Raw genomic sequence first — 22,687 nt, forward strand, 5'->3', positions numbered from 1 at the left:
GAGGGCAGGTGCACCAATGAAATATGTAATCGGCGTTGACTTAGGAACAAGCGCGGTAAAAATATTGCTGGTCGATCAAAAGGGGAATGTGGTCCAGGAGGTTTCCAAGGACTATCCCCTGATCCAGGAGAAGACCGGCTACAGCGAGCAGGATCCGAAAGAGTGGGTAGATCAGACAGCGGCAGGGCTGTCTGAACTGCTCCAAAAATTTGGCGGAAATCCGGAAGACATTGAGGGACTCAGTTTTTCCGGGCAGATGCACGGCCTTGTCCTTCTGGATGAGAACAATGAAGTGCTTCGCAATGCCATTCTTTGGAATGATACAAGGACGACGGCACAGTGCCGTGAGATCTACGATCGGGTCGGCGAAGAGAGGCTGCTTGAGATTACGAAGAATCCGGCACTGGAAGGTTTTACTTTGCCGAAACTGCTTTGGGTGAAAGAGCATGAGCCAGAGATCTATGAAAAGGCGAAAACCTTTGTCCTTCCGAAGGATTATGTAAGGTTCAAGCTGACCGATGAGCTGCAGATGGAATATTCCGATGCAGCGGGGACTTTGTTATTGGACATTGCGAAAAAAGAATGGAGCAGCGAGATCTGCGATATTCTCGATATTGACACAGCACTTTGCCCGCCATTGGTGGGATCTCATGAAAAGACGGGGAATATCACTCCTGAGTTTGCAGCAGCGACCGGCCTTCCGGCTTCTGTCCAGGTATTTGCCGGCGGTGCCGACAATGCCTGCGGAGCGATCGGCTCCGGTATCCTTGAGGAGGGGAAAACCCTTTGCAGCATCGGTACGTCTGGTGTGGTCCTTTCTTATGAAAGCAGCAGCGATAAAGATTTCGGTGGAAAAGTCCATTATTTCAATCATGGGGCCGAGGACGTTTTTTACACGATGGGAGTCACCCTTGCAGCAGGCCACAGCCTGAGCTGGTTCCGGAATGTATTCGCAGCGGAAGAGAGCTTTGAGGAACTGCTGGCTGAAGCAGGAACTGTCCCTCCAGGATCGAACGGACTGCTGTTCACGCCTTACATATCCGGGGAGCGCACTCCGCATGCGGACGCAAGCATACGGGCAAGCTTCATCGGGATGGACAGCTCTCATGAACGCAAGGATTTCGTCCGTGCCGTTATGGAAGGAATCACTTTCTCGCTGAACGAATCTTTGGCTATCTTCAGAGAGAATGGGAAAAAGATCGATACCATCGTATCTACCGGCGGCGGCACGAAGAATGAAGATTGGCTGCAAATGCAGGCGGATATTTTCAACAGCAAAATTGTTAAGCTTTCGAGCGAGCAGGGTCCTGGCATGGGTGCCGCTATGATTGCGGCTTATGGCAGCGGGTGGTTTTCTTCTCTGAAGGAGTGCGGCGATGCATTCCTGAAGGTCGAAAAAGAATTTGTCCCTGATGCAGGAAATGTGGAGATTTACCAAGAATTATTCCTTGTATACCAGGAAGTCTACGGGCAGACAAAAGCACTTAATGAAAAGCTGCTGGCCTATCGAAAATAAACATAATGAAACCAGAAGGCTGCCTTGGAAGGATGCATCGTATATGCAAAGTCCCGGGGCAGCCTTCTGGGTTTCTGTATAAAAGAAGGAGTTGGCGAAATGAAATATAATCAGCTGGGCAATACCGACTTGAAAGTAAGTGAACTGAGTTTCGGCACTTGGGCGATCGGCGGTTCATGGGGAAAGACAGATGACGGGGAAGCGCTTAAAGCCCTGGAACGGGCAATGGACGCGGGCGTTAATTTCTTTGATACGGCCGACGTGTATGGAGACGGGCATAGCGAGGAGCTTTTGGCGAAGGCCACGAAAGGGAAGGAAGATTCCATCCATTTCGCTACAAAGTTCTGCCGCAGCGCTGATATTTATGATCCTGCAACCTATTCAATGGATAGTGTCCGGTCTTTTTGTGAAAACAGCTTGAAAAGGCTGGATCGGGAGGCAATCGACCTTTATCAGATCCATTGTCCGCCTATGGAAATTCTTAAAGATGGCAGTGTTTTCGAAGTGCTTGAGCAGCTGAAGCAGGAAGGGAAGATCCGCTATTATGGCGTCAGTGTGGAAACGGTCGAGGAAGGGATCTTCTGCCTGGAGAATACGAAGGCAAGCGCGCTGCAGGTCATTTTTAACCTGTTAAGGCAAAGGCCGCTGGATGAGCTTTTCCCAATGGCGATGGAAAAGAAGGTAGGGATTCTTGCGCGTGTACCTCTGGCTAGCGGGCTTCTGACAGGAAAATTCTCAAAGGATACCACGTTTGAGCAGGATGATCACCGCAACTTCAACCGCAACGGGGAAGCCTTTAATGTCGGCGAAACATTCGGCGGACTTGATTTCGAAAAAGGCGTGGAGCTGAGCGAGCAGGTGAAGTGGATTGAAGAAGGCAGGGGAAGCATGGCAGGTGCGGCCATCAAATGGATTCTTCAGCAGCCGGAGGTGAGCACAGTCATCCCGGGCTTCCGGAATGTGAAGCAGGTGGAGAGCAATCTCGAAGCACTGGAGGCAAAGCCGTTCAGTGAAGAAGAACTGCAGAAGTTGAAGGACTTTTATCAGAAGGAAGTGCATGCCCATATCCGGGGCGTTTATTAATAGGTAAGGCCTCCAGCTCTGGCAGGAGGCCTTTTTTTGGTGAGGGGACAGGGTTGCTGTCCCGTTTTATAGCTTATATTGCTTTAGAACGCTTTGTTTCGGCAGGCGCCTTCCACAGGCCTTCCATCTGCTCTAGGGATTTGCCTTTCGTTTCAGGCACATACTTCCAGACGAAGATGGCGGAAAGGACGCTCATCAGGCCATAAATGCCGTAGGTCATCCCGCCGCTGAATTCCATCATCATCGGGTAGGTGGAGGAGACCAGATAGTTGGCACCCCATTGGGCGGCAACCGCAATCGCCACAGCCTGTCCGCGGATGCGGTTCGGGAAGATCTCGGAAATCAGCACCCAGCAGATCGGCCCCCAGGACATCATGAAGGAAGCGGTATACACGATGATGAATAAAAGCGTGCTGATGCCGATGATATTGGCAAAAGCGAGGCCCGCGACACCGAACATGCCGATGGCCATTCCGATCGAGCCGATGATGAGGAGCGGCTTGCGTCCCCATTTGTCGACCGTCATGATGGCGATAACAGTGAAGATGACGTTGACAAGTCCCATGACGATCGTCTGCAGCATGGAAGCATCCTTTGCAGCGCCCATGCTTTCAAAAATGCGCGGAGCGTAATAGAGAGCCACATTGATGCCGACAAACTGCTGGAAAACGGAAAGCAGGATGCCGATGACAATCACTTTTTTTCCAAAAGCAAAGGTGGACATTTTCTCTGCAGTTGCATTCATGGAACCTTTGATTTCGCTGAGTATCTGTTTGGCGCTTGCCGGGCCGTTGATTTTCGAGAGAATCCTCAGTGCGCTTTCGTCCTGATTCTTCAGAGACAGATAGCGGGGCGTCTCCGGCACGAAGAAAAGGAAAACGAAAAACAGCAGGGCCGGGATGGCTTCAGACAGGAACATATACCTCCAGCCGGTTTCATTGATCCATTCCATTGATTGCCCGCGTGCGATTCCCCAATTGACAAAATAAACGACCAGCATGCCGAAGATGATGGCAAATTGATTGAAAGAAACCAGCCGGCCCCTGATGGCTGCCGGGGCGATTTCCCCTATGTACATTGGCACAATGGCGGAAGCGAGTCCGACCCCGATGCCGCCGATGATGCGATAAAGATTGAATGTCAGCAGAAGGCCGATAGTAGGTTCACCCGCTGAGAAGAACAGAAACTCAGGGTAAGCAGAGCCAAGTGCTGATAAAAGGAATAATACGGCCGCAATGATCAGCGATTTTTTTCGGCCAAATGCAGAAGAAAAATAACCGGAAATGATGCCGCCGATGATGCATCCGATCAGAGCGCTGGAGATGGTGGCTCCATGAATAAACGAGCTTAAGCCCAGGCTGTCCACCAGATAGATTTGGATTGATTTTTCAGCCCCTGATATGACAGCTGTATCATAGCCAAAGAGCAGGCCGCCGAGAGTGGCAACGAGTGTGATAGAGAAGATGTAAAGCGAACCATTGTGCTGTTTCGTCATGTGTGAAGGCAGTTTTCATTATACTGGAATGATAGTTAAACGCTTACATTGTTGTCATAGTTTTTGAAGCGTTTACATTTACCGGTATAAAAGAAATTCACTGCCCATTCCCTCCCCTGCTGATAATTTTTTTACAATAATGAATAATTGCATTATAGCAGACCATATTAAGTTTGTCTAATGAATGAACTAAGTTTTGGATAGTAGGAAGGAGCCAAGGGGTCAGACCCCCTGGCCCACTCGCAAAACGGAGCCAATGGACCCGGCCCCCTGGCCTACTCCCAAAACGGAGCCAAGGAACCTGACCCCCTGGCCCGGTTTTTTTAGTTACAAAATTCTCCCGCACTTTTGTAAAGTTTTATAATAGTAGCTGGTGCTTTTCTTCCATTTATGAATTCTGCTGAAGCTGCTTAATAGGGGGGATTTGCTTGGCTATTACGTTTACGATGCTGTTTTTAGGGATTTTGCTTGGTTTTATCGGGGCCGGGGGATCCGGGTTTATTATTGCGCTATTGACGGTGGTGTTCGGGGTGCCGATCCATACGGCGCTTGGGACGTCGCTTGCGGCGATGGTGTTTACGACCATGTCGGGGGCTTACAGCCATTACCGGCAGGGCAATATTGATGTGAAAATGGGACTGGCTGTCGGCTGCTTTGGAGCGGTCACTTCATTCCTGGGCTCAGGGATTGCGGTGTGGATCCCGGTTGATTCGCTTCATTGGCTGACGGCCGGAATGCTGTTTCTATCAGCTGTAATGCTGCTGGTCCGTTTGTTCATTGTCAGCCGGATGGAGGACAAGGGAGCAGAGCCGCAGCGCAGGCTGTTTATGAAAGCTGCATTTGTGGGAATTGTCTGCGGCCTGCTGTCAGGCACGTTCGGCATCGGCTCTGCGCCTTTCATTCAGCTTGGACTATTAGCCGTCTTAGGCCTTTCTGTGCAGAAGTCTGTCGGGACGACGATGCTGGTCATCCTGCCGATTGCGCTGGCCGGCGGCATCGGCTATTATTTTGAAGGATACTTTGATGCGATCCTGCTGCTGCAGGTGCTGGCTGGAACGATGATCGGCTCTTACCTCGGAGCACGGTTCACCAATTATGTGCCGCTTCCTGTTTTAAAAAGTGCCATGGTGCTGACGCCGATTATGGCTGGATTCATCCTGCTGTTTTAAAATAGGAAAAGACAGACTGCAAGGTCCTTCCTCAGGGAAGGGCTCTGCGGTCTTTTGTCATTACTTTGTGTGGATATGGGTATGGAGGAGAATACTTTAATTAAATCTATGGCTGGAGGAAACTATGAAAAAGGGCCGCTGGAGCTTGCAAGCCATCATTATTATATTTGTCTGTCTGGTGGTCATGTTTTCCCTTATGATCACCGACCTGCTGATCAGCAGCAGGGTCACCTCCAGTGTTGAGGAAACGCAGGAGGATAAAGCGCTGAATGTCGCTAAAATGGTGTCGCACAGCATGATTGTGAAAGATGCTTTGGAAGGGGGGCCTGAGGATGCAGGGGTCCAGGATTTTGCCAATGAAATGCGGGTGCTTACGAATGTTAATTTCATTGTTGTAATGGACATGAAGGGCTACCGCTTGTCACATCCGGAGTCATCTGAGATAGGAAAGCACTTCAGGGGCGGGGATGAAGGCCCTGTCCTGAAGGGGGAAGAGTATGTTTCCTATTCCAAAGGCATACTCGGACCATCGATGAGGGCATTCACTCCTGTCATTGGCAGCACAGGAGAGCAGATAGGGGCTGTGGCTGTCGGCATTTCTCTAGAGACGGTAACGAAGGCTGTCCATAAGAGCCAGAACGCAATCTACATCGGCACGCTGATCGGCATCCTGGTGGGGATTATCGGTGCGGTGATACTTGCCAGGTACATTAAAAAAATCCTGCTGGGACTGGAACCTTCCGCGATTGCCAAGGTGCTGGAGGAGCGCAGCTCAATGCTGCAGTCTGTGCGTGAAGGAATCATTGCCGTTGACCAGAGCGGGAAGATTACGCTCGTAAACCGGGCGGCAAGGAAGCTTTTTCAAAAGGCCGGCATCGAAAAGGATCCGGTTGGGCTGCAGATTGAGGAGTATCTTCCGGAAACCCGCCTGAAGGAAGTCCTGATCACAGGGAAAACACATCTTGACCAGGAGCAGAGCTTCCACGGGGTGACGATTCTTGTCAATCGGGTGCCGGTGGTGGTGGATAATCAGCTCGTCGGCGCCATTGCGACCTTCCGGGATAAGACGGAGGTCCAGCTGCTTGCTGAACAGCTTACAGGTGTCCGCAATTATGCAGATGCTTTGAGGGCACAGGCCCACGAGTTCATGAACAAGCTTCATGTTATCCTGGGGATGGTCCATACCGAGCAGTACGAGCATCTTGCCAGGTATGTGAACGAGACAGTCAATCACCGGGAGAATGAAATGGGCTTTGTAACAAAGAAGGTTCAGGACCCGGTCCTGGCCGGTTTTCTCATCGGCAAGCTGAGCAATGCCCGGGAATCAGGGGCGGTGCTGTCGTTTGACTGTGCCGATAATCTGCCAAAGCCGGCCGATCCGGAAATCACCCATGATCTGATCACGATCATCGGCAACTTAATCGATAATGCATTGGAAGCTGTATCAGGAAGGCCGGTCAAAAAAGTAGAGTTAATGCTGGATTATGCCGAGGAAATTTTAACAATAGAAGTAAGAGATACAGGAAGCGGTATGACAAAGGAAATCCAGGATCGGATTTCCGAGAAGGGTTTTTCCACAAAAGGGAAGGACAGGGGCTTCGGGCTGTATCTGGTCACACAGGCGGCTGATAAGCTGGAGGGGGAACTGATCATTTCCTCCAAGGCAGGAAAGGGGACGCAGTTTGCCGTCTATATACCTTATAAAGCGGGGGATGATGAGACATGATCAATGTAATGATTGTTGAAGATGATCCGATGGTCGCTGAAATTAATAAACGGTATCTTGCCAAGGTAGAAGGGTTCCGGCTGGCTGCGTCGGCCAAGTCGGTCGATGAAGCGGTCAGCCTTCTGGAGAAGGAGGACATCCAGCTGATTCTCCTTGATATTTATATGCCCGGGAGGCTCGGGCTTGAACTGGTCAATTATCTAAGGAAAAATGAGCTGGAAACCGATGTGATCATCATCTCTGCCGCAAAGGATATGGACCGGATCAGGCAGGCCCTGCGTTCCGGTGTGGTGGATTATCTCATCAAGCCATTTGAATTTGAACGGTTCAATGCGGCGCTGACAGCCTATGAGCAGCAGAGCCGGTTCGCTGAAAAGAGGGAAGAGGTCACCCAGCAGGAGCTGGACAGCCACCTGCTGCGGCGCGAGGAGCCGTCGGTTGTGGAAGAGCTCCCGAAAGGACTGACAAAGGATACGCTGAAACAGGTCTGGGAATCCGTGCAGGAGCTTAAGGAAGGACCGTTCTCCACCGACGAGATGGCCGAGGCGGTAGGCGTCTCAAGAGTATCGGCGCGGAAATACCTGAACTTTTTAAAAGAGCTTGGCATACTGGATGTGAAGGTCATCTATGGCACGATCGGCCGTCCCGTGTACCAGCATGAATATAACCCATATAAAGAGCATCTGATTAAGAACTTTCTGTAAGCAGTTTCTGAAACTGCTTACTTTTTTTAATTTCAAAAAGAATTTCTCTAATTACATAATCTATGAAAACGCTTTTAGAGAAATTAAGATGGACATGTAGAACAGATGGGAGGAAAGCTTTATGGAACCAGCTAAGAAACTGCAGCCGATTTCTGCACCAGAAGATCAAAGGGAAGAGAAAAAAGGCTTTTTTGCAAAATTGGGAAGTATAAAAGTAGGAGCAGTGCCGCTTCCGCTTTATGTTTTAATAGCACTTGTTGTATATGCTGCGGCAGCTTATGAATCACTGCCGGCTGATATGATCGGCGGATTTGCCGTCATTATGGCAATGGGAATCCTGCTTGGCGATATCGGAATGAGAATCCCGATCCTGAAGGATATCGGGGGCCCGGCGATACTATCGCTGCTCGTTCCTTCTATATTGGTATTTTTTAATATTATTAATACAACCGGAATGGATGCTGTCACCCAGCTGATGAAAACATCCAATTTCCTGTACCTGTATATTTCGATCCTGGTTGTCGGAAGTATCCTCGGTATGAACCGCAGGGTCTTGATCCAGGGGTTTACCAGAATGTTTGTGCCGCTTGTTCTGGGTACACTTGCCTCAGTTTGTGCGGGCGTTCTTGTCGGTATGCTGTTTGGATATGATGTAAAGCATACGCTGTTTTATATTGTTGTGCCGATCATTGCCGGAGGGATTGGCGAAGGAATCCTGCCGCTGTCCATCGGCTATGCCGATGTCCTTGGCCAGAGCTCAGAATCATTTGTCGGCCAGCTGATTCCTGCAGCGGTCATCGGAAATATTGCAGCGATCATCTGTGCCGGCATCCTGTCCCGCTTGGGAGAGAAAAAGCCGGAGCTTACAGGAAAAGGAGTCCTGGTCAAATCGAAGGGCGGAGACGGGATCACAGAATCTTCGACAATCAACAAACCTGTCGAGTTCCCGCTAATGGGGGCAGGGCTCCTGATTGCTTGCAGCTTCTTCATTATCGGAGGGCTTGGCCACCATGTCCTTGGCATCCCGGGTCCAGTCCTGATGATTTTTGCGGCTGCCCTTGTTAAATGCCTGCAGCTTATGCCGGCCAAAATGGAGCAGGGTGCCTTCCACCTTTATAAATTCGTTTCATCCAGCCTCACATGGCCATTGATGGTCGGCCTTGGAATGCTGTATATCCCGCTTGAGGATGTAGTGAAAATCGTAACGCCTTCTTATATTGCAGTTTGTGTGGCTGTTGTTCTGGCCATGGTCATCACAGGCTACTTTACAGGAAAACTGATGAAAATGTATCCTGTTGATGCCGCAATCGTTACAGGCTGCCACAGCGGCCTTGGCGGAACAGGCGACGTTGCCATCCTTTCAGCCTCCAACCGCATGTCCCTGATGCCGTTCGCACAGGTTTCCACAAGAATCGGCGGCGCATCAACAGTCATCCTTGCCATTCTGTTAATGAAGATCTTGAACTGAACCGGGTCCGGGACTGGGCTGAGGGGGCTGGGCCAAGGGCAGGGCCAAGGGGACAGACCCCCTGGCCCGCGAATTGACAGAAAAGCTGGAATAGTATTTAATGGATTCTGGTATGGGCGGGCGGCATGTGATGCTGCTTGCTTTTTTAAATAATTTTAGTTAAATAACCTGGAGATAATGGGTAAAGGCTACTAACATGGAATAGTACGGAAATTGACTCCAATTGAAAGGAAGAACTATGATCTATGACTGCTTCAGATGGTGCAAAAAACGTAATTTACACAGATTTGAGAGGAAAAGAGCTTCTATCAAATCCTTATTTGAATAAAGGTGTCGCATTTACAAAAGAAGAGAGGGATGATCTGGGGCTTCAGGGCTTGCTGCCAACCCAGGTGCTGACTCTTGATGAACAGGCAACACGTGCGTATGAGCAGTTCTCCAGACGGACAAACAATATGTTCAAAAATGGAGTGCTCTATGACTTATATAATCGTAATGTCGTCCTGTTCTACCGTCTCCTCAGAGATCATTTGAACGAGATGCTTCCAATTATCTATACACCGACTGTGGGTGAGGCGATCCAGCGCTATTCCCATGAATATCATCGTCCGGGCGGCCTCTATTTGACCATTGAAGATCCGGAGGAAATGGACAAGGCATTCGAAAACCTGAATAAGCCCCATGAAGGAATCGATCTGATTGTTGTGACGGATTCTGAGAGTATCCTGGGAATCGGCGACCAGGGCGTCGGCGGGATCAATATCGCGATTGGCAAGCTGGCAGTTTACACAGCGGCAGCCGGCATTGATCCAAGCCGTGTGCTTCCGGTTGTGCTTGATGTAGGGACCAATAATGAGGACCTGATCAATGATCCTTTATATATCGGAAATAAATTCCCGCGCGTCCGCGGTGAGCGCTATGAGCAGTTTGTCGACCAGTTTGTTGTAACGGCGCGCAAATTTTTCCCGAATGTTCTTCTTCACTGGGAAGATCTTGGAAATGTGAACGCACGGAACATCATGGAAAAGTACGGCAATGAAATCCTGACTTTCAATGACGATATCCAGGGAACAGGGGCTGTTACACTTGCTGCCGTCATGTCTGCCATGAAGGTGACAGGCGGATCCTTGAAGGACCAGCGCATCCTTGTTTTTGGACCTGGGGCGGCAGGCATCGGAAACGCAGACCAGATGGCAGAAACGATGATCCTTGAAGGTCTTGACCGTGAAGAAGCATATGACCGGTTCTGGGCATTTGACTATCGCGGACTGCTGACGGAAGAAACGCCTGATGTCCTGAAATTCCAAAAGCCTTATGTACGCAGTGCAGAGGAAGTCAAGGATTGGGAAAGAGACGGAGCGGACACGATTCCGTTATTGGAAGTGGTGAAGCGGGTAAAGCCGACGATCCTGATCGGCACCTCCGGCCAGGCCGGCGCCTTCACAGAGGAAATCGTAAGGGAGATGGCCAAGCACGTTGAAAGACCGATCATCATGCCAATGTCCAACCCGACACTCCTAGCTGAAGCGGTGCCTGAGGATCTTTTCAACTGGACAGACGGCAAGGCGCTCATTGCCACAGGAAGCCCGTTTGCGAATGTAGAGTATAACGGAATCAGCCATGAAATCGGCCAGTCCAATAACGCATTTGTTTTCCCTGGCCTCGGCCTCGGAGCGATTGTCGCCAAAGCTGAAATCATTTCAAAAGGCATGTTCGCCGCTGCAGCCAATGCAGTTGCCGAGAAATCAGACAGCAGCACGCCTGGTGCTTCCCTGCTGCCGGCCATCACCAAACTGGCTGACGTCTCAAGGCATGTTGCCATCGAAGTAGCCAAGGCTGCCGTCCAGGAAGGCATTGCCAAAGCGGAGATCGACGATATTGAACAAGCTGTAGACGATGCTATGTGGAAGCCTGAATATAAACAAATTAAGAGTAAATAGTGATACAAGGGGGGGGACAGGTTTTGCTGTCCCTCTTTTTTGGGATTAGGGCGGTGCTCTATGTACTGATCGGACACTGTATTGGCCTAATGCGGGACAGTCATTAAAAAAAGGTTTTCTATCAGGATAAATGTGACAGCAGCCTGTATCCCTGCGGCCCCTTTCATGATATAATAGATTCAACTTTTAACAGAAATGGAGGTTTTCTTTGTGGCAGCCAGCATCAGACTACGTTTTTTCCCAGCTTTGAATCGTTAATTAAATACGTTCAAGGGCTCTGCCTGTGTGCAGGGTAAATGGGATTGGTCTGCCTATTTTTAAGAAAACCTTATTTTACGTTTGATTGTATAAGGAAAGGGAGGACGAGTCTGTCCTCTTTTTTTGCTGTCTTTTTTCATGGCCTTTTGAGTTTTGTCTTCTCTTTGGCATTTCTTTTTTAGGACAGACATAACTATATTTTCCATTTACTTTAAACACAGGCACCCAGTCTGTGTTTTTTTAGTACAAAATAGCATTAAAGGAGAATGGACTATGAGTATGGCAAAAGAAAAGGTATTAAGAATTGCAAGAAAAAATGGTATTGAAGCTAAAGAAGAGCCGCTGGAATTCAATGAGTCGGGGCTTGATTTCCTGGTTGTATTTGTGGAAGATGTCAAGGGAGAGAGATGGGTGCTCCGTTTCCCCAGGAGGGGGGATGTAATACCGTCAACTGCGAAGGAAAAGAGGACACTTGAGCTGGTCGGCTCCTATATCCTGATCCAGACTCCGGATTGGCTTGTATATAACGAGGAACTGATTGCCTATAAAAAGCTGGATGGCGTTCCTGCAGGCACCATTGATCATGAAGCTAAAGCCTATAAATGGGAGCTGGACGTGAATGATTTGCCAGAGAAGTATATAGAGAGTCTGGCAAAAGCCATGGTTTCCCTCCATAAGATTGGGAAGGACGAAGCTGAGGGAGTGAAACTGCCAGTTGAGAGTGCAGAAACGGCGAGAGCCAGTATGATGCTGAGAATGGAAAAAGTGAAGGAAAAGTTTGAAGTACATGACGCCTTGTGGAAAAGGTGGCAGACGTGGGTGCACGATAGCTCGATGTGGCCCAAACAGACTGGTCTGGTGCATGGGGATCTGCATCCCGGGCATATCCTGATCGACGAGGACTCACGGGTGACTGGTTTTATCGACTGGACAGAAGCGTCAGTAACTGATATAGCCAATGATTTCGTAGGGCATTACCGTACATTTGGCAAAAAAGAGCTGGAACGGCTAATCGGCTGCTACAGTGCTGCCGGGGGGTACGTGTGGCCAAACATGGCCAAGCATGTCATGGAGCTTGAAGCAGCCTATCCTGTAGCCATTGCCGAATTCGCCTTGAAATCCGGCCTGGAAGAATATATGGAAATGGCGAAACAGATTTTAAGCCAGGAAAACTTATAAATGCAGCGGGACAGGGGAAGTGCACCTTGTCCCGATTTTTATGGAACATTGTGCATGACCTGCCCCTCAAGATCAATTGCCTATTCTGCCTCATTTCCTGCACTTGCAGGATCCGAACCTTCATCACCAGCAGTGAGCGTGTCCCACGATTGGCTGCTACCGCCCAAAACCGCCTCGCTGATTGGATGTGTATATCTGTTTCTCACCTCAAGCAGATCATCATGGCGGAAAAACATGGTCGGTTCATTCATTTCATCAGCAAGCCTTTGTCCTACAAAGGAAAGCTCCAGTTTTACCGCCTGAAGCTCCACATCACCGACTGCGAAGAAGCGGAGCTGGTCACCGGCATTTCCTCCTATGTCCGGGTCTAAAAAACCGAATGTCCTGTTTCGGCAGCTGCCTGCCGGGATGACAAATACAGCGTCTGGAAAGAGGGTTGATTCGCCAACACCGTCCTCGTCTAATGAACAGACTTCCGCAAACAGCTGAATCCTATAATCTCGATTAGTCGGATTGGAGATGGAAACTCTTACAACGTCAGGCGGACCTCCTGCTGGATCCCCTGAGATTTGGCCCGGAATTTTCATCGGTCCTGTCGTCAAAATATTAAATCGCATTCATTTCACTCCCTTCATAATCAATATATGAAAAGCAGGAAGAAACGAATGGACAAACCTCCTGCAGCTGCAGACTATTTTAGGGCGGAGGAAAGATCTTTTGCCGGCGGGGCAGGAGCTTTGTTTTGTGCCGAAAAGACTGGACTTTTTTCCATTTGTTTGTAAGATAAAGAAAGAAGTTTATAAAGCAGAACTGCACTGCGACTTAAAGGGGAAGCGGATTTGAGAAAGTATAATTCATATATGGATTTCAAACGTATGATCTATCTGTATATGATTCCTTTGATTCTGTTGGCTATGGTTAGTTATAATCTTATGGAAAATGACTCGGAAGACAATTTAGAAACATATCTGACAAGGATTTTGATAGCTTGGAATATCATCAGCTGGGCTGCTGTTTATAAAAAAAAGTTTTTGCGTGCTTTTGAGCTCGCTACTTTGGCGATCATCAGTGCTGCACATATAGCCATCATATATGATGGTGTCTTTAATTATATCGGAAAGGGGAAGGAAGGGGCATTTGGGGTCTCTGTCATCTGGGTTCCGGCAGTTATTTTGATTTTCTTCCTGATCTTAAGGGCAAAATGGGGCGCTGTTTATTCGCTTTTCATTTTTGTCATTATATTTGCTTTTGGACTGATGAATCTCCCTAATGCCTCTGGCGACAGCCTTGAGTCACTGGCTCAGTTTTATGTGGCCTACCTTTTTTATATACTTGTATTTTATATGGCCCTTCACCTGTTCAAGCTGTTTTCAGAGCTTGAAAGCATGAAGAGGGTCGCCTATACTGACTCGCTTACCGGCATTGCAAACCGGCTTCGAATTGATGGGTGGCTTGAAGAATGGATAAAAAAATCAGAAGGTTTTTCTGTGATCTTCTTTGATATCGACCATTTTAAATGTGTGAACGATACTTATGGTCATGATGCAGGTGATCTTGTCCTCAAACAGCTGGCTTCACTCGTCAGACAACCACTGACGGGTGCTGAGCTTTTTGGGCGCTGGGGAGGGGAAGAGTTTATCATTCTTACCCCAAAGACAGGGGAAAGTGCAGTAAACCTGGCTGAGAAACTGAGAAAGGTGATTATGGAAAGCAGCTTTCCCCCGGCAGGGAATCAGACTGCCAGCTTTGGCGTTGCCCAGTATAAAAAAGGAGATACTGTAGATTCCCTTCTCTCAAGAGCTGACCAGGGACTTTATCAATCTAAACATGAGGGGCGGAACCGGGTGACGTTTGGGGATGAGGGACAGATTTAGTGTCCCTTTTTTGCTGCAGGGACAAGGTACCGGTTTCTTCGTCCGGTGCATTTTTTTAATATCATAGTTAGTAGAACAATGATAAGCAGTACCGTGCTAAAGCTGAACATATTGATATAGACAGCATTAGTGTAGATTGTCATGCCGCTTGTTAACTGACTGACATCGCTGCTTTCAAAATGTGCGGAAAGAGATTTTCTGATGTGGCCCAGTCTTGATTTTCCAATATAAATAGAAATCAGCATAAGAAGGGAAACTGAGAAGAAAACAGCTGCAATCCAGCTGTTTTTAATTGTATTTGGGATAGATTGATAGATCGGCACTATGAGAAGAATAGAAAGAAGGAGCAAGAAGCCTGCAGGCAGGAGACCGATATTTCCGTTGCCGGACATAATGTCAAACCGTTTGATCGTGTAAATTTCGGTAATCATGAAAACGGTGAGATAGGAAAGGGAAAGGCCTATAATCAATATCCAAGCTTTTTTCATGGTATGCTCCTTTTGGGAATGGCTTAGATTTCTGTATAAAGACACTCTTCATTTTTTTTGAACGCAAGGACTGTTTCATCAAACTCATTAAATAGCGAAATATAGCCTTTAGCTGTCTTCAATCCTAATCCTTTTAGTGTGCTGGAGTAACCTCCTTGTGCTGTTTCAATCAAGTCTGCCCCCTCTACTGGACTGCCGGTGAGAGCAGAAGTGCCTTTTATCGCATTTTTTCGCCATTCAAGTCTTAAATCCCAGGATCCATACCATATTATACTTTCATTTACATCAATTGCATTCCAGCTTACAGCGATTTGATCTTTAAACGAACAAAACTCCAGCTGCTGTCCTCCTATTAGTAAGACGACTGGACAATCACCCCAAAATTCACCGCTCGACACTTCGTGGACAGTCCACATCCCACATAGATTTTTATTAACCATGGATCTAAGGCGATTGCCGTGATTCTTTATGAATTCCAAAGAGTCTCCGTAGAAAACTGACTTATAGTTTTTAATGCCAAGCATGAAGAAGCCTCCTGTATTAATATTCATATTAACTTTAGCAGGAGACACTGCTTTTTGGAAATGCTAATATTTCTTGTTTTTTGAGCCAAGGGACCTGTCCCCCCGGCCTCACAAAGGATTTCCCAATTGGAGTGGAGAATAGTAGTGTCAGGGACTTTGGAAAGGAGCGGGAGCGATGGCGGAGCAGAGTGTCATGGAGATTTATAAACAAAGCCTCGGAAAGTATGATTTGGAACAGCTGAGGCAAATTCCGGCTGGTGGGGTATGGTCTCTTGCGCAGATGTATGATCATGTGATTGTGGTGGCCGATGAGTATTTGGATGAAGCGGAAGCGTGCGCTGCTGCTGAGCCTGTACAGGGCAGAGGGAAAACGGAATTGGCGAAAAGCTGTTCAGGGAAGGAGGCTTCCCGCCTGTTAAAATCAGGCTGCCGGATGAGATGAACCAGCCGCCGGACAACTCAGGTACTTCAGCTTCCCTGCTCGAAAGGCTTGTGCAGCTGGAAAGAAGGATGAGGGAGCTGGGGGAAAAACTGGATAAGATTCAACCTGACCTTAAAACTGAGCATGGAGGCTTCGGCTGGCTGAGCGCCATGGAGTGGCACGAGCTGGCTGAAATGCATTTCCGGCATCATCTCCGGCAGAAAGGGGAGCTGGAGGAGAGGCTGGGGATTTAAGAGTATGAGTAAAAGGAGCAGTAAATAATGAACAAACTGACTTATGAAACAATAATAGCGGGATTTATGGAGATGGCTAAAAACGATGAAAAGATCCGGGCGGCGCTCATTGTAGGTTCCAGGGCAAGAACGGAGGTGCCGGCTGACGAGTATTCCGACCTTGATCTTGTGGCTATCGTGGAAAACCCGTCTGCATTTCTTGATGATACAGACTGGCTGGGGAAAATAGGGAAGCATTATCTGACATTCCTTGAGAATACTGCCGTTGGGGGAGGAAAGGAAAGAAGGGTCCTGTTTGAAGAGGGGCTTGATGTGGACTTTGCGTTTTTCCCTGTTTCCGCACTGCCGGAGCTTGAGCAGGATCCGGAGCCGCTTGGCGTATTTGCAAAGGGTGTGAGGGTACTGTTCGACAAGGACGGCACCGTCACTGCCCTGGTTCATCAGGCGCCCAAAAACCTGCCTGCCCCTCAGATGCCTGGTTCAGAGGAGATAAGAAATGCTATCCATGATTTCTGGTACCATGCTGTATTGGCTGCAAAGAAAATCAGGCGGGGAGAGCTGCTTGATGCAAAATCGATTTGCGACTCTTATATGAAGCATTTGCTCATGCAGCTGGTACGGACGCAGAACAAGCTTAATAAAGGCCTTGCTTTTGACACCTGGCACGGTAACCGCTTTTTTGAAAAATGGGCTGATCCTGAAACAGTGTCCGCCTATAAAAACCTTTATGGAGTTTATGAAGAAGAGGATGTCTGGAGGGCCCTGCATAATACGATGAGCTTTTTCAGAGAAACTGCCAAAGATGTTTGTGTAAAAATGGATCTTCACTATCCTGAAGAAGGGGATGCATATGCAGCAGGGCTGGTGGAGTCTCTTTATAGCCAAGAGCAGCGGCCAGTGTGAGCCTCGATAATTTCCCTCTATAACTTGTCCGCAATATAGACAGAAGGAGTGTTGAAGGCAGTATCATCCGTACCATCATTGGTTTCCATATAACTGAAAAACAAATTCATAACAACAAACAAAATAATGACCAGAGCCAAAACACCAACAAAGATGAATACGGCTACTTTTTTTCCAGACATCAGGTGTCCTCCTTTTCCTTATTTTTACGTATTATATCACAATGTTCCGCCATTTTGTGGTATACTAATATCCAACTAAGTGCGAAAGGAATGATGGGTGGACGATGGATAACTGATCTTATTTTTTCTTGATTGAAATAGCATATTTCAATTCACACAAAAAATAGGATTAGTCTGCCCATTTTTCACTTATACATCATTCAGCCATTATGATAATGGTTTATTTGCTGATGCAAAGGTACGGCTAATCCTTCCAATTCAATTGGGAGGATTTTTTTGGTTCTCCCTTAAAGAGAGGGATGAGAGTATGAAGGAAATGTTGAAACTGAATGACCTTAGCTATGAAATTATGGATGTAAGCCTGTTTGAAGGGGTGAATAGCAGTGTCCTGCAGGGGGAAGTGATCGGCATCATTGGGAAAAATGGAGCCGGAAAATCCACTCTGCTGCAGCTGATCACCGGTGAGAGGCAGCCTTCCAGCGGGCAAATCCAGTGGGTGGGACAGGAAGCTGATATCCTGATGGTAGAGCAGGAAACAGAATCCTATGCTTCAGGGCAACAATCTCCATTGGAAATTAAGCTGCTGGAAAAATGGCAGGTTCCTGCTGTGGGCTATGTACGGATGAGCGGCGGGGAAAAACTGAAGGCCCGTCTCGCAAAAGGCTTTGCGGCAGATGCAGGCCTTCTGCTCCTTGATGAGCCGACCAACCATCTGGATGAGCAGAGCATGGAGATTTTGAAGGAACAGATTGCAGCCTATAAAGGGACGATCATCCTCGTATCCCATGACCGCCACTTTTTGGATGCTGCGGTTTCTAAAATCTGGTCGATCGAGGATAAGCAGCTGATTGAGCATAAAGGGAATTATTCGAGTTATATGGAGGCCCGGAGGCAGAAACGGCTTGCACAGCAGCGGGAATATGAAAAGCAGCAGAAGATGGTCGAGCGGATCGAGGGGCAGCTGAATGAGCTGAGCTCCTGGGCAAACACCGGCCATGCTAAATCGATGAAAGAGGAAGGCTTCAAGGAATATCACCGTGTGAAGGCGAAGCGCCTTGATTCACAGGTGAAATCCAAACGGAAGCGGCTGGAAAAGGAGCTGGAAAAATCAAAAGCAGCTCCTGTCGCGCCTGAGCATGAGGTCCGCTTTTCGATTTCGGCAAACACAAAGCGGGGCAAGCGGTTTTTGGAAGTGAAGAATCTTGCAAAATCCTTTGATGGGCGCAGGCTGTTTGAAGGAGCGCATTTTACCATCCAGCATGGCGAAAGAGTGGCCATAACAGGGCCGAACGGCAGCGGGAAGACGACTTTCCTGAAAATCATCATGGGAAAGGAAACAGCAGAGGGAGAGGTCTGGGTGTCGCCGGCAGCCAGTGTCGGCTACTTGACGCAGGAAGTATTCGATCTGCCGCTCGACCAGACGCCGGAGGATCTTTTTTACCGGGAAACGTTTGCGGAAAGAGGGAAGGTCCAAACCTTGATGAAGCATCTCGGCTTTACGGCATCACAGTGGAAGGAGCCGATCGGGAATATGAGCATGGGCGAGCGCGTCAAGTGCAAGCTGATGGAATACATCCTGGAGGAAAAAGATGTGCTCATACTTGATGAGCCGACCAACCATCTTGACCTTCCTTCGCGCGAACAGCTGGAAGAAACCCTGTCAGCCTATCCAGGGACACTACTGGCGGTGTCGCATGACCGCTATTTTCTTGAGAAAATAACCAGCAGCAAGCTCGTGATTGCAGGCGGGACTATTCAAAGGCAATTCGACCAGGAACCGGAAACAAGGGATGACCGGGAAGAGCTGAGGATGAAGCTTGAAACTGAAAGGCAGGAAGTGCTGGGGAAGCTCAGCTTTATGACGCCGAAAGACAAAGAATATCAGGAGCTGGACCGGAAATTTAATGAGCTTACAAGGCGGATAAGGGAGCTTGGATGAATGTTGTGCGGATATTAGGTTGGGGAAGGGTGCAGGGGACGGATATTAGCAACTTTCACGATATATTAGCAACTCGCCTTTTCAAAAGTCCAAATCAAAAGGAGCCCTGCCGCCGCAGCAGGGCTCCTTTCTGTTGTATCCACAAACCCGGCCTAAAGCACTTTGCCAAGAAAAGCCTTAGTCCGTTCATGTTTGGGGTTGCCGAATAATTCGCCTGGGACATCTTCTTCGACGATATATCCGCCGTCCATGAAGATGACACGGTCCCCGACTTCGCGGGCAAATCCCATTTCGTGAGTGACGACGACCATGGTCATGCCTTCACGGGCAAGATCTTTCATAACCTCGAGCACTTCCCCGATCATTTCAGGATCGAGGGCAGAGGTAGGCTCATCGAACAGCATAACCCTTGGCTCCATGGCAAGTGCCCTGGCAATGGCAACACGCTGTTTTTGCCCGCCGGATAATTCGCCGGGATAGCTGTCCGCTTTTTCCTCAAGCCCTACTTTTCTAAGAAGTTCAAGGGCTTTCTTTTTTGCAGTTTCTTTGTCGACGCCCTTCGTTTTCATTGGGGCCAGGGTAATATTCTGCAGCACTGTTTTATGAGGGAAAAGGTTGAAGTGCTGGAACACCATCCCGACTTCCTGGCGGATTTTATTGATGTTGATTTTAGGATCGGTTATGTCATTTCCATTCACGATGACATGGCCACCCGTAATTTCCTCAAGTTTATTCAGGCATCTCAGAAAGGTACTCTTTCCAGAGCCGGAAGGGCCGACAACACAGACCACTTCCTGCTCTTTTACCTCTGTACTGATATCTTTCAATACTTCGAGTTCGCCGAATGATTTTTTCAGATTATTGACTTGGATTACGCTCATCGCAGCTGATATCTCCTTTCAATAAAGTCGCCGAGCTTGGTGAGCAGGTAGATCAGGATGAAATACATGAGCGCGACCATGCCCCATATTTTAAAAGGTTCATAGGTCGCTGATACGACGACTTGCCCTCTTTGAGTCAGTTCGGCGATTCCGATGACCGACAGGAGGGAGGTGTCTTTCAGGCTGATGATCGCCTGGTTCACAAATGTCGGCAGCATCCTTCTTAAAGCCTGGGGCAGGATGATATAGCGCATGGTCTGTGTACTTGTCAGCCCCAGTGTGCGGGCAGCTTCTGTCTGCCCTTTATCGATGGACTGAATGCCGGCCCGGATGATTTCAGCTATATAGGCGCCTGCATTGATGGCAACGCCGACAATACCTGCCGTTACAGGCTCAAGCGAAATGAACGAAAGTGAATTCAATCCAAAGTAAATGAAAAATAATTGAACGAGGAAAGGTGTTCCCCGTACTAAGTTGATGAACCAAATGGCGATCCACCTTAATGGCGGAATCGGGGAAAGGCGGAAAAGTGCGGTGATCAGCCCGATGATGAATCCAAACAGCAGACCGAGAACGGTAATATATGCAGTCAGTTTTAGCCCGGCCCATAAGACAGGAAGGGCTTCTATGAAAATATCCAAATCGCTGCTCCTCTCTTTCTCGAAAAAGACAGCGCGCTTTTGGGGAGCGCGCTGAGCAAATTCTTACTCTTCCAGATAACGTCCTAAAATCTCATCGTATGTGCCGTTATCCTTTATCTTCTGGAGGCCGCTGTTGATTTTTTCCAGCAGCTCCTGGTTTTCGCCTTTTTTTACAGAGATGCCGTACTGGTCGCCGGTCAGGCGGTCCCCGACGGTTTTCAGATCAAGGCCGCTTGTTTTAATGGCGTACGCGATAACCGGATAGTCTTCAATCAGCACGTCTGCGTTCCCGTTGGCCACTTCCTGGAACATGGACGGGCTGTCATTGAATTGGCGGACTTCTTTAATGCCGGCTTCCTCTTTAATTTCCTCGGCATGCTCCGCACCTGTTGTACCATTCTTAACGGCGACCACTTTCCCTTTTAAATCGTCTATACTGGTAATGTCGCTGTTATCTTCTGAAACAACAAGGGTCAGCCCGGCATCAAAATACGGGTCTGAAAAATCAACTTTTTCTTTGCGGTCATCTGTAATGCTCATGCCAGCAATGGCTACATCAAGCTGGTCAGCCAGGATGGCCGGGATGATGCCGCCAAAATCCATAGGCTTTAATTCAATCTCAAACCCTTCTTCCTCTGCAATGGCATTGATGATATCAATATCAATCCCTTTATAATCGCCGCCTTCTTCAAACTCAAACGGAGGATAGGTTGTATCCGTCCCAACCGTATAGGTTTTGCTTCCGTCGTCACCGGAGCTCCCTCCATCACCGCTGCTGTCTGCATCATCTGTGCCGCATGCAGCCAGGACCAGCATCACTAGCATCATAAAGCTGAATAATTGTATTTTTTTCATCTAACCCCTCCCAATCTATTGTCTGATAATTCGCTACATTGACAATGTTAGCAAATGTTTACAGGTAATTTCAAAGGAAAAGGCTTTCAGCACAGAGCTGGGTGGGTAATGTGTCCCGGTTTTGCGTTGTTATTGGACAGGGAGAAAGGCTTTGTGAGGCAGTTTATGTGTGAGGAAGAGGCAGGGGGAAAAGGTCCTGTACCTGCGTCTGTTATGCTATACTTGGAAAAAAACGGGGGAATACCTTCAGTAAGCTAGAGGGAGGCTGGGGTTTATATGCTGGGAAAAGAAGAATATCTTGAGTTCATTTCGGATGAATATCCAGACTTAAAAATAAAAAAGTTTCAAGCAAATGAAAAGGGCTGGGATAACGATATCGTGATCATTAATGAAAGTCTCGTCTTCAGGTTTCCGAAATCTGAAGATGTGATCTTAAAAGTAGAGGCGGAAGGGAAGCTCTTGCATCTGCTGAAAAAGAAACACCCCATCCTGCAGTTGCCGGATTATGAATATTTGTACCAGAATCAAATGTTAAAATGTGTCCGGTATGATTATCTCGAAGGCAGGATGCTGGGCGATATCAGCATGGACTCCTTCAAGAATAACCAGGAAAATGCAAGGCTGCTGGGCGATTTTCTAACTAAGCTGCACTCTATAGACCCTGCAGAGGCAGACACTATGAATCTGAAAACCCTTCATACATTGGAGTACTGGGAAGCCTTGCATTCATCTGTCAGGGAGGAAATTCTCCCTTATCTAAAAGACAGGGAAAAGGATCTGATTAATGGGATATTCAGGGATTTTCTTGAAGAATTCCCTGGCTATTCTATTAAAAAATCTATCATTCACGGTGATTTGACAGCTTCCAATATCATTTACAGCGAAAAGAAGGGCCGTATCAGCGCGGTCATTGATTTTACCGACGCCCAGCTTGGAGACCCGGCATTCGACTTTGCGGGCATTTACTGGGCTTATGGAGAAAACTTCACGAAGGAGGTCCTGTCCTGGTATCAGACGAATGAATCAGCAGATGCCCTCTTTAAAAGGGTTCAGAGCTTTTACGGGCTTCAGCCTATTTTTCATGACCTCCTTTATGATGTACGGAATGGAAAGAAGCCGGACTGGAAAGCGGGACTGGGAAAGTTTGGAGCCTTAGTGTCATTGGTTTTATAAACAGCGTTGAACTC

22 protein-coding genes are annotated in these 22,687 nt (G+C 48.1%); 14 read left to right on the plus strand and 8 right to left on the minus strand.

Annotated elements, in window-relative coordinates:
- Positions 1-16: 16 nt before the first annotated feature.
- Together xylB and CYJ37_RS20670 are read left to right on the plus strand one after the other, a co-directional pair.
- On the plus strand, positions 17-1,516 hold the full coding sequence (gene xylB / locus CYJ37_RS20665; RefSeq protein ID WP_101551542.1) for a xylulokinase: 1,500 nt from the start codon (positions 17-19) through the stop codon (positions 1,514-1,516).
- Positions 1,517-1,615: 99 nt separating this feature from the next.
- Positions 1,616-2,599 (plus strand): aldo/keto reductase, encoded by a 984-nt coding sequence (locus CYJ37_RS20670; protein WP_101551747.1) that lies wholly within the window; start codon positions 1,616-1,618, stop codon positions 2,597-2,599.
- A gap of 73 nt (positions 2,600-2,672) precedes the next feature.
- Here CYJ37_RS20670 and xylE read toward each other — a convergent pair whose 3' ends face one another.
- A complete protein-coding gene (gene xylE / locus CYJ37_RS20675) occupies positions 2,673-4,094 on the minus strand; it encodes a D-xylose transporter XylE (RefSeq protein ID WP_101551544.1) in 1,422 nt (473 codons plus the stop codon).
- 428 nt (positions 4,095-4,522) lie between these two features.
- Between xylE and CYJ37_RS20680 the strand changes: the two genes are divergently transcribed.
- The 6 genes from CYJ37_RS20680 (at position 4,523) to CYJ37_RS20705 (ending at position 12,538) form a co-directional block, all read left to right on the plus strand.
- On the plus strand, positions 4,523-5,263 hold the full coding sequence (locus tag CYJ37_RS20680) for a sulfite exporter TauE/SafE family protein (RefSeq protein WP_374703162.1): 741 nt from the start codon (positions 4,523-4,525) through the stop codon (positions 5,261-5,263).
- A 124-nt stretch (positions 5,264-5,387) separates the two neighbouring features.
- Positions 5,388-6,989 carry a DcuS/MalK family sensor histidine kinase gene (gene dcuS / locus CYJ37_RS20685; protein ID WP_101551546.1) on the plus strand — a complete coding sequence of 534 codons (1,602 nt, stop codon included), beginning with the start codon at positions 5,388-5,390 and terminating at the stop codon, positions 6,987-6,989.
- Positions 6,986-7,693 carry a response regulator gene (locus CYJ37_RS20690; RefSeq protein ID WP_101551549.1) on the plus strand — a complete coding sequence of 236 codons (708 nt, stop codon included), beginning with the start codon at positions 6,986-6,988 and terminating at the stop codon, positions 7,691-7,693. The genes dcuS and CYJ37_RS20690 overlap by 4 nt, the downstream gene beginning before the upstream one ends.
- A 121-nt stretch (positions 7,694-7,814) precedes the next feature.
- On the plus strand, positions 7,815-9,161 hold the full coding sequence (locus CYJ37_RS20695) for a 2-hydroxycarboxylate transporter family protein (RefSeq protein ID WP_101551550.1): 1,347 nt from the start codon (positions 7,815-7,817) through the stop codon (positions 9,159-9,161).
- Positions 9,162-9,406: 245 nt separating this feature from the next.
- Positions 9,407-11,101 (plus strand): NAD-dependent malic enzyme, encoded by a 1,695-nt coding sequence (locus CYJ37_RS20700; RefSeq protein WP_101551552.1) that lies wholly within the window; start codon positions 9,407-9,409, stop codon positions 11,099-11,101.
- Positions 11,102-11,632: 531 nt separating this feature from the next.
- Positions 11,633-12,538 carry a macrolide 2'-phosphotransferase gene (locus tag CYJ37_RS20705; protein WP_257964269.1) on the plus strand — a complete coding sequence of 302 codons (906 nt, stop codon included), beginning with the start codon at positions 11,633-11,635 and terminating at the stop codon, positions 12,536-12,538.
- Positions 12,539-12,618: 80 nt separating this feature from the next.
- Here CYJ37_RS20705 and CYJ37_RS20710 read toward each other — a convergent pair whose 3' ends face one another.
- A complete protein-coding gene (locus tag CYJ37_RS20710) occupies positions 12,619-13,155 on the minus strand; it encodes a hypothetical protein (RefSeq protein ID WP_101551554.1) in 537 nt (178 codons plus the stop codon).
- Positions 13,156-13,377: 222 nt separating this feature from the next.
- Between CYJ37_RS20710 and CYJ37_RS20715 the strand changes: the two genes are divergently transcribed.
- Positions 13,378-14,412, plus strand: a complete 1,035-nt coding sequence (locus CYJ37_RS20715) for a GGDEF domain-containing protein (RefSeq protein ID WP_022543460.1) — start codon at positions 13,378-13,380, stop codon at positions 14,410-14,412.
- On the opposite strand, the gene CYJ37_RS20720 is transcribed toward CYJ37_RS20715, so the two are convergent.
- Positions 14,409-14,900 carry a hypothetical protein gene (locus tag CYJ37_RS20720; RefSeq protein WP_101551556.1) on the minus strand — a complete coding sequence of 164 codons (492 nt, stop codon included), beginning with the start codon at positions 14,898-14,900 and terminating at the stop codon, positions 14,409-14,411. The genes CYJ37_RS20715 and CYJ37_RS20720 overlap by 4 nt on opposite strands.
- 23 nt (positions 14,901-14,923) lie before the next feature.
- Positions 14,924-15,424 carry a hypothetical protein gene (locus CYJ37_RS20725; RefSeq protein ID WP_022543461.1) on the minus strand — a complete coding sequence of 167 codons (501 nt, stop codon included), beginning with the start codon at positions 15,422-15,424 and terminating at the stop codon, positions 14,924-14,926.
- Between the two features lie 175 nt (positions 15,425-15,599).
- On the opposite strand from CYJ37_RS20725, the gene CYJ37_RS27825 reads away from it, so the two are divergent.
- From CYJ37_RS27825 to CYJ37_RS20735, 3 genes are read left to right on the plus strand one after another with little or no spacing between them, the layout of a single operon-like run.
- A complete protein-coding gene (locus CYJ37_RS27825; RefSeq protein WP_257964270.1) occupies positions 15,600-15,866 on the plus strand; it encodes a DinB family protein in 267 nt (88 codons plus the stop codon).
- Complete coding sequence (locus CYJ37_RS27830; protein ID WP_257964271.1) at positions 15,863-16,099, plus strand: hypothetical protein; 237 nt, start codon at positions 15,863-15,865, stop codon at positions 16,097-16,099. Before CYJ37_RS27825 ends, CYJ37_RS27830 begins: the two co-directional genes overlap by 4 nt.
- 27 nt (positions 16,100-16,126) lie before the next feature.
- Positions 16,127-17,002, plus strand: coding sequence for an aminoglycoside 6-adenylyltransferase (locus CYJ37_RS20735; protein ID WP_101551558.1), 876 nt, complete (start codon positions 16,127-16,129; stop codon positions 17,000-17,002).
- 17 nt (positions 17,003-17,019) lie between these two features.
- Here CYJ37_RS20735 and CYJ37_RS27415 read toward each other — a convergent pair whose 3' ends face one another.
- Positions 17,020-17,184, minus strand: coding sequence for a hypothetical protein (locus tag CYJ37_RS27415; protein WP_009791875.1), 165 nt, complete (start codon positions 17,182-17,184; stop codon positions 17,020-17,022).
- Between the two features lie 307 nt (positions 17,185-17,491).
- Here CYJ37_RS27415 and abc-f point away from each other — a divergent pair, with 307 nt between their 5' ends.
- The gene (gene abc-f, locus CYJ37_RS20740; protein ID WP_101551560.1) at positions 17,492-19,123 is read left to right on the plus strand and encodes a ribosomal protection-like ABC-F family protein; all 1,632 of its coding nucleotides are present in this window, start codon (positions 17,492-17,494) and stop codon (positions 19,121-19,123) included.
- A 152-nt stretch (positions 19,124-19,275) separates the two neighbouring features.
- Here the strand turns inward: abc-f and CYJ37_RS20745 are convergent, their stop codons facing one another.
- The 3 genes from CYJ37_RS20745 to CYJ37_RS20755 form a co-directional block, all read right to left on the minus strand.
- Positions 19,276-20,004 carry an amino acid ABC transporter ATP-binding protein gene (locus CYJ37_RS20745; RefSeq protein ID WP_009791873.1) on the minus strand — a complete coding sequence of 243 codons (729 nt, stop codon included), beginning with the start codon at positions 20,002-20,004 and terminating at the stop codon, positions 19,276-19,278.
- Positions 20,001-20,645, minus strand: coding sequence for an amino acid ABC transporter permease (locus tag CYJ37_RS20750; RefSeq protein WP_009791872.1), 645 nt, complete (start codon positions 20,643-20,645; stop codon positions 20,001-20,003). Before CYJ37_RS20750 ends, CYJ37_RS20745 begins: the two co-directional genes overlap by 4 nt.
- A 63-nt stretch (positions 20,646-20,708) precedes the next feature.
- A complete protein-coding gene (locus CYJ37_RS20755; RefSeq protein ID WP_101551562.1) occupies positions 20,709-21,500 on the minus strand; it encodes a transporter substrate-binding domain-containing protein in 792 nt (263 codons plus the stop codon).
- 276 nt (positions 21,501-21,776) lie between these two features.
- Here CYJ37_RS20755 and CYJ37_RS20760 point away from each other — a divergent pair, with 276 nt between their 5' ends.
- A complete protein-coding gene (locus CYJ37_RS20760) occupies positions 21,777-22,673 on the plus strand; it encodes an aminoglycoside phosphotransferase family protein (protein ID WP_101551564.1) in 897 nt (298 codons plus the stop codon).
- The last annotated feature ends 14 nt before the right edge of the window (positions 22,674-22,687 follow it).

The organism is Bacillus sp. UMB0728, assembly GCF_002858875.1.
In the GTDB taxonomy this organism is placed as follows: domain Bacteria; phylum Bacillota; class Bacilli; order Bacillales; family Cytobacillaceae; genus Bacillus_AB; species Bacillus_AB infantis.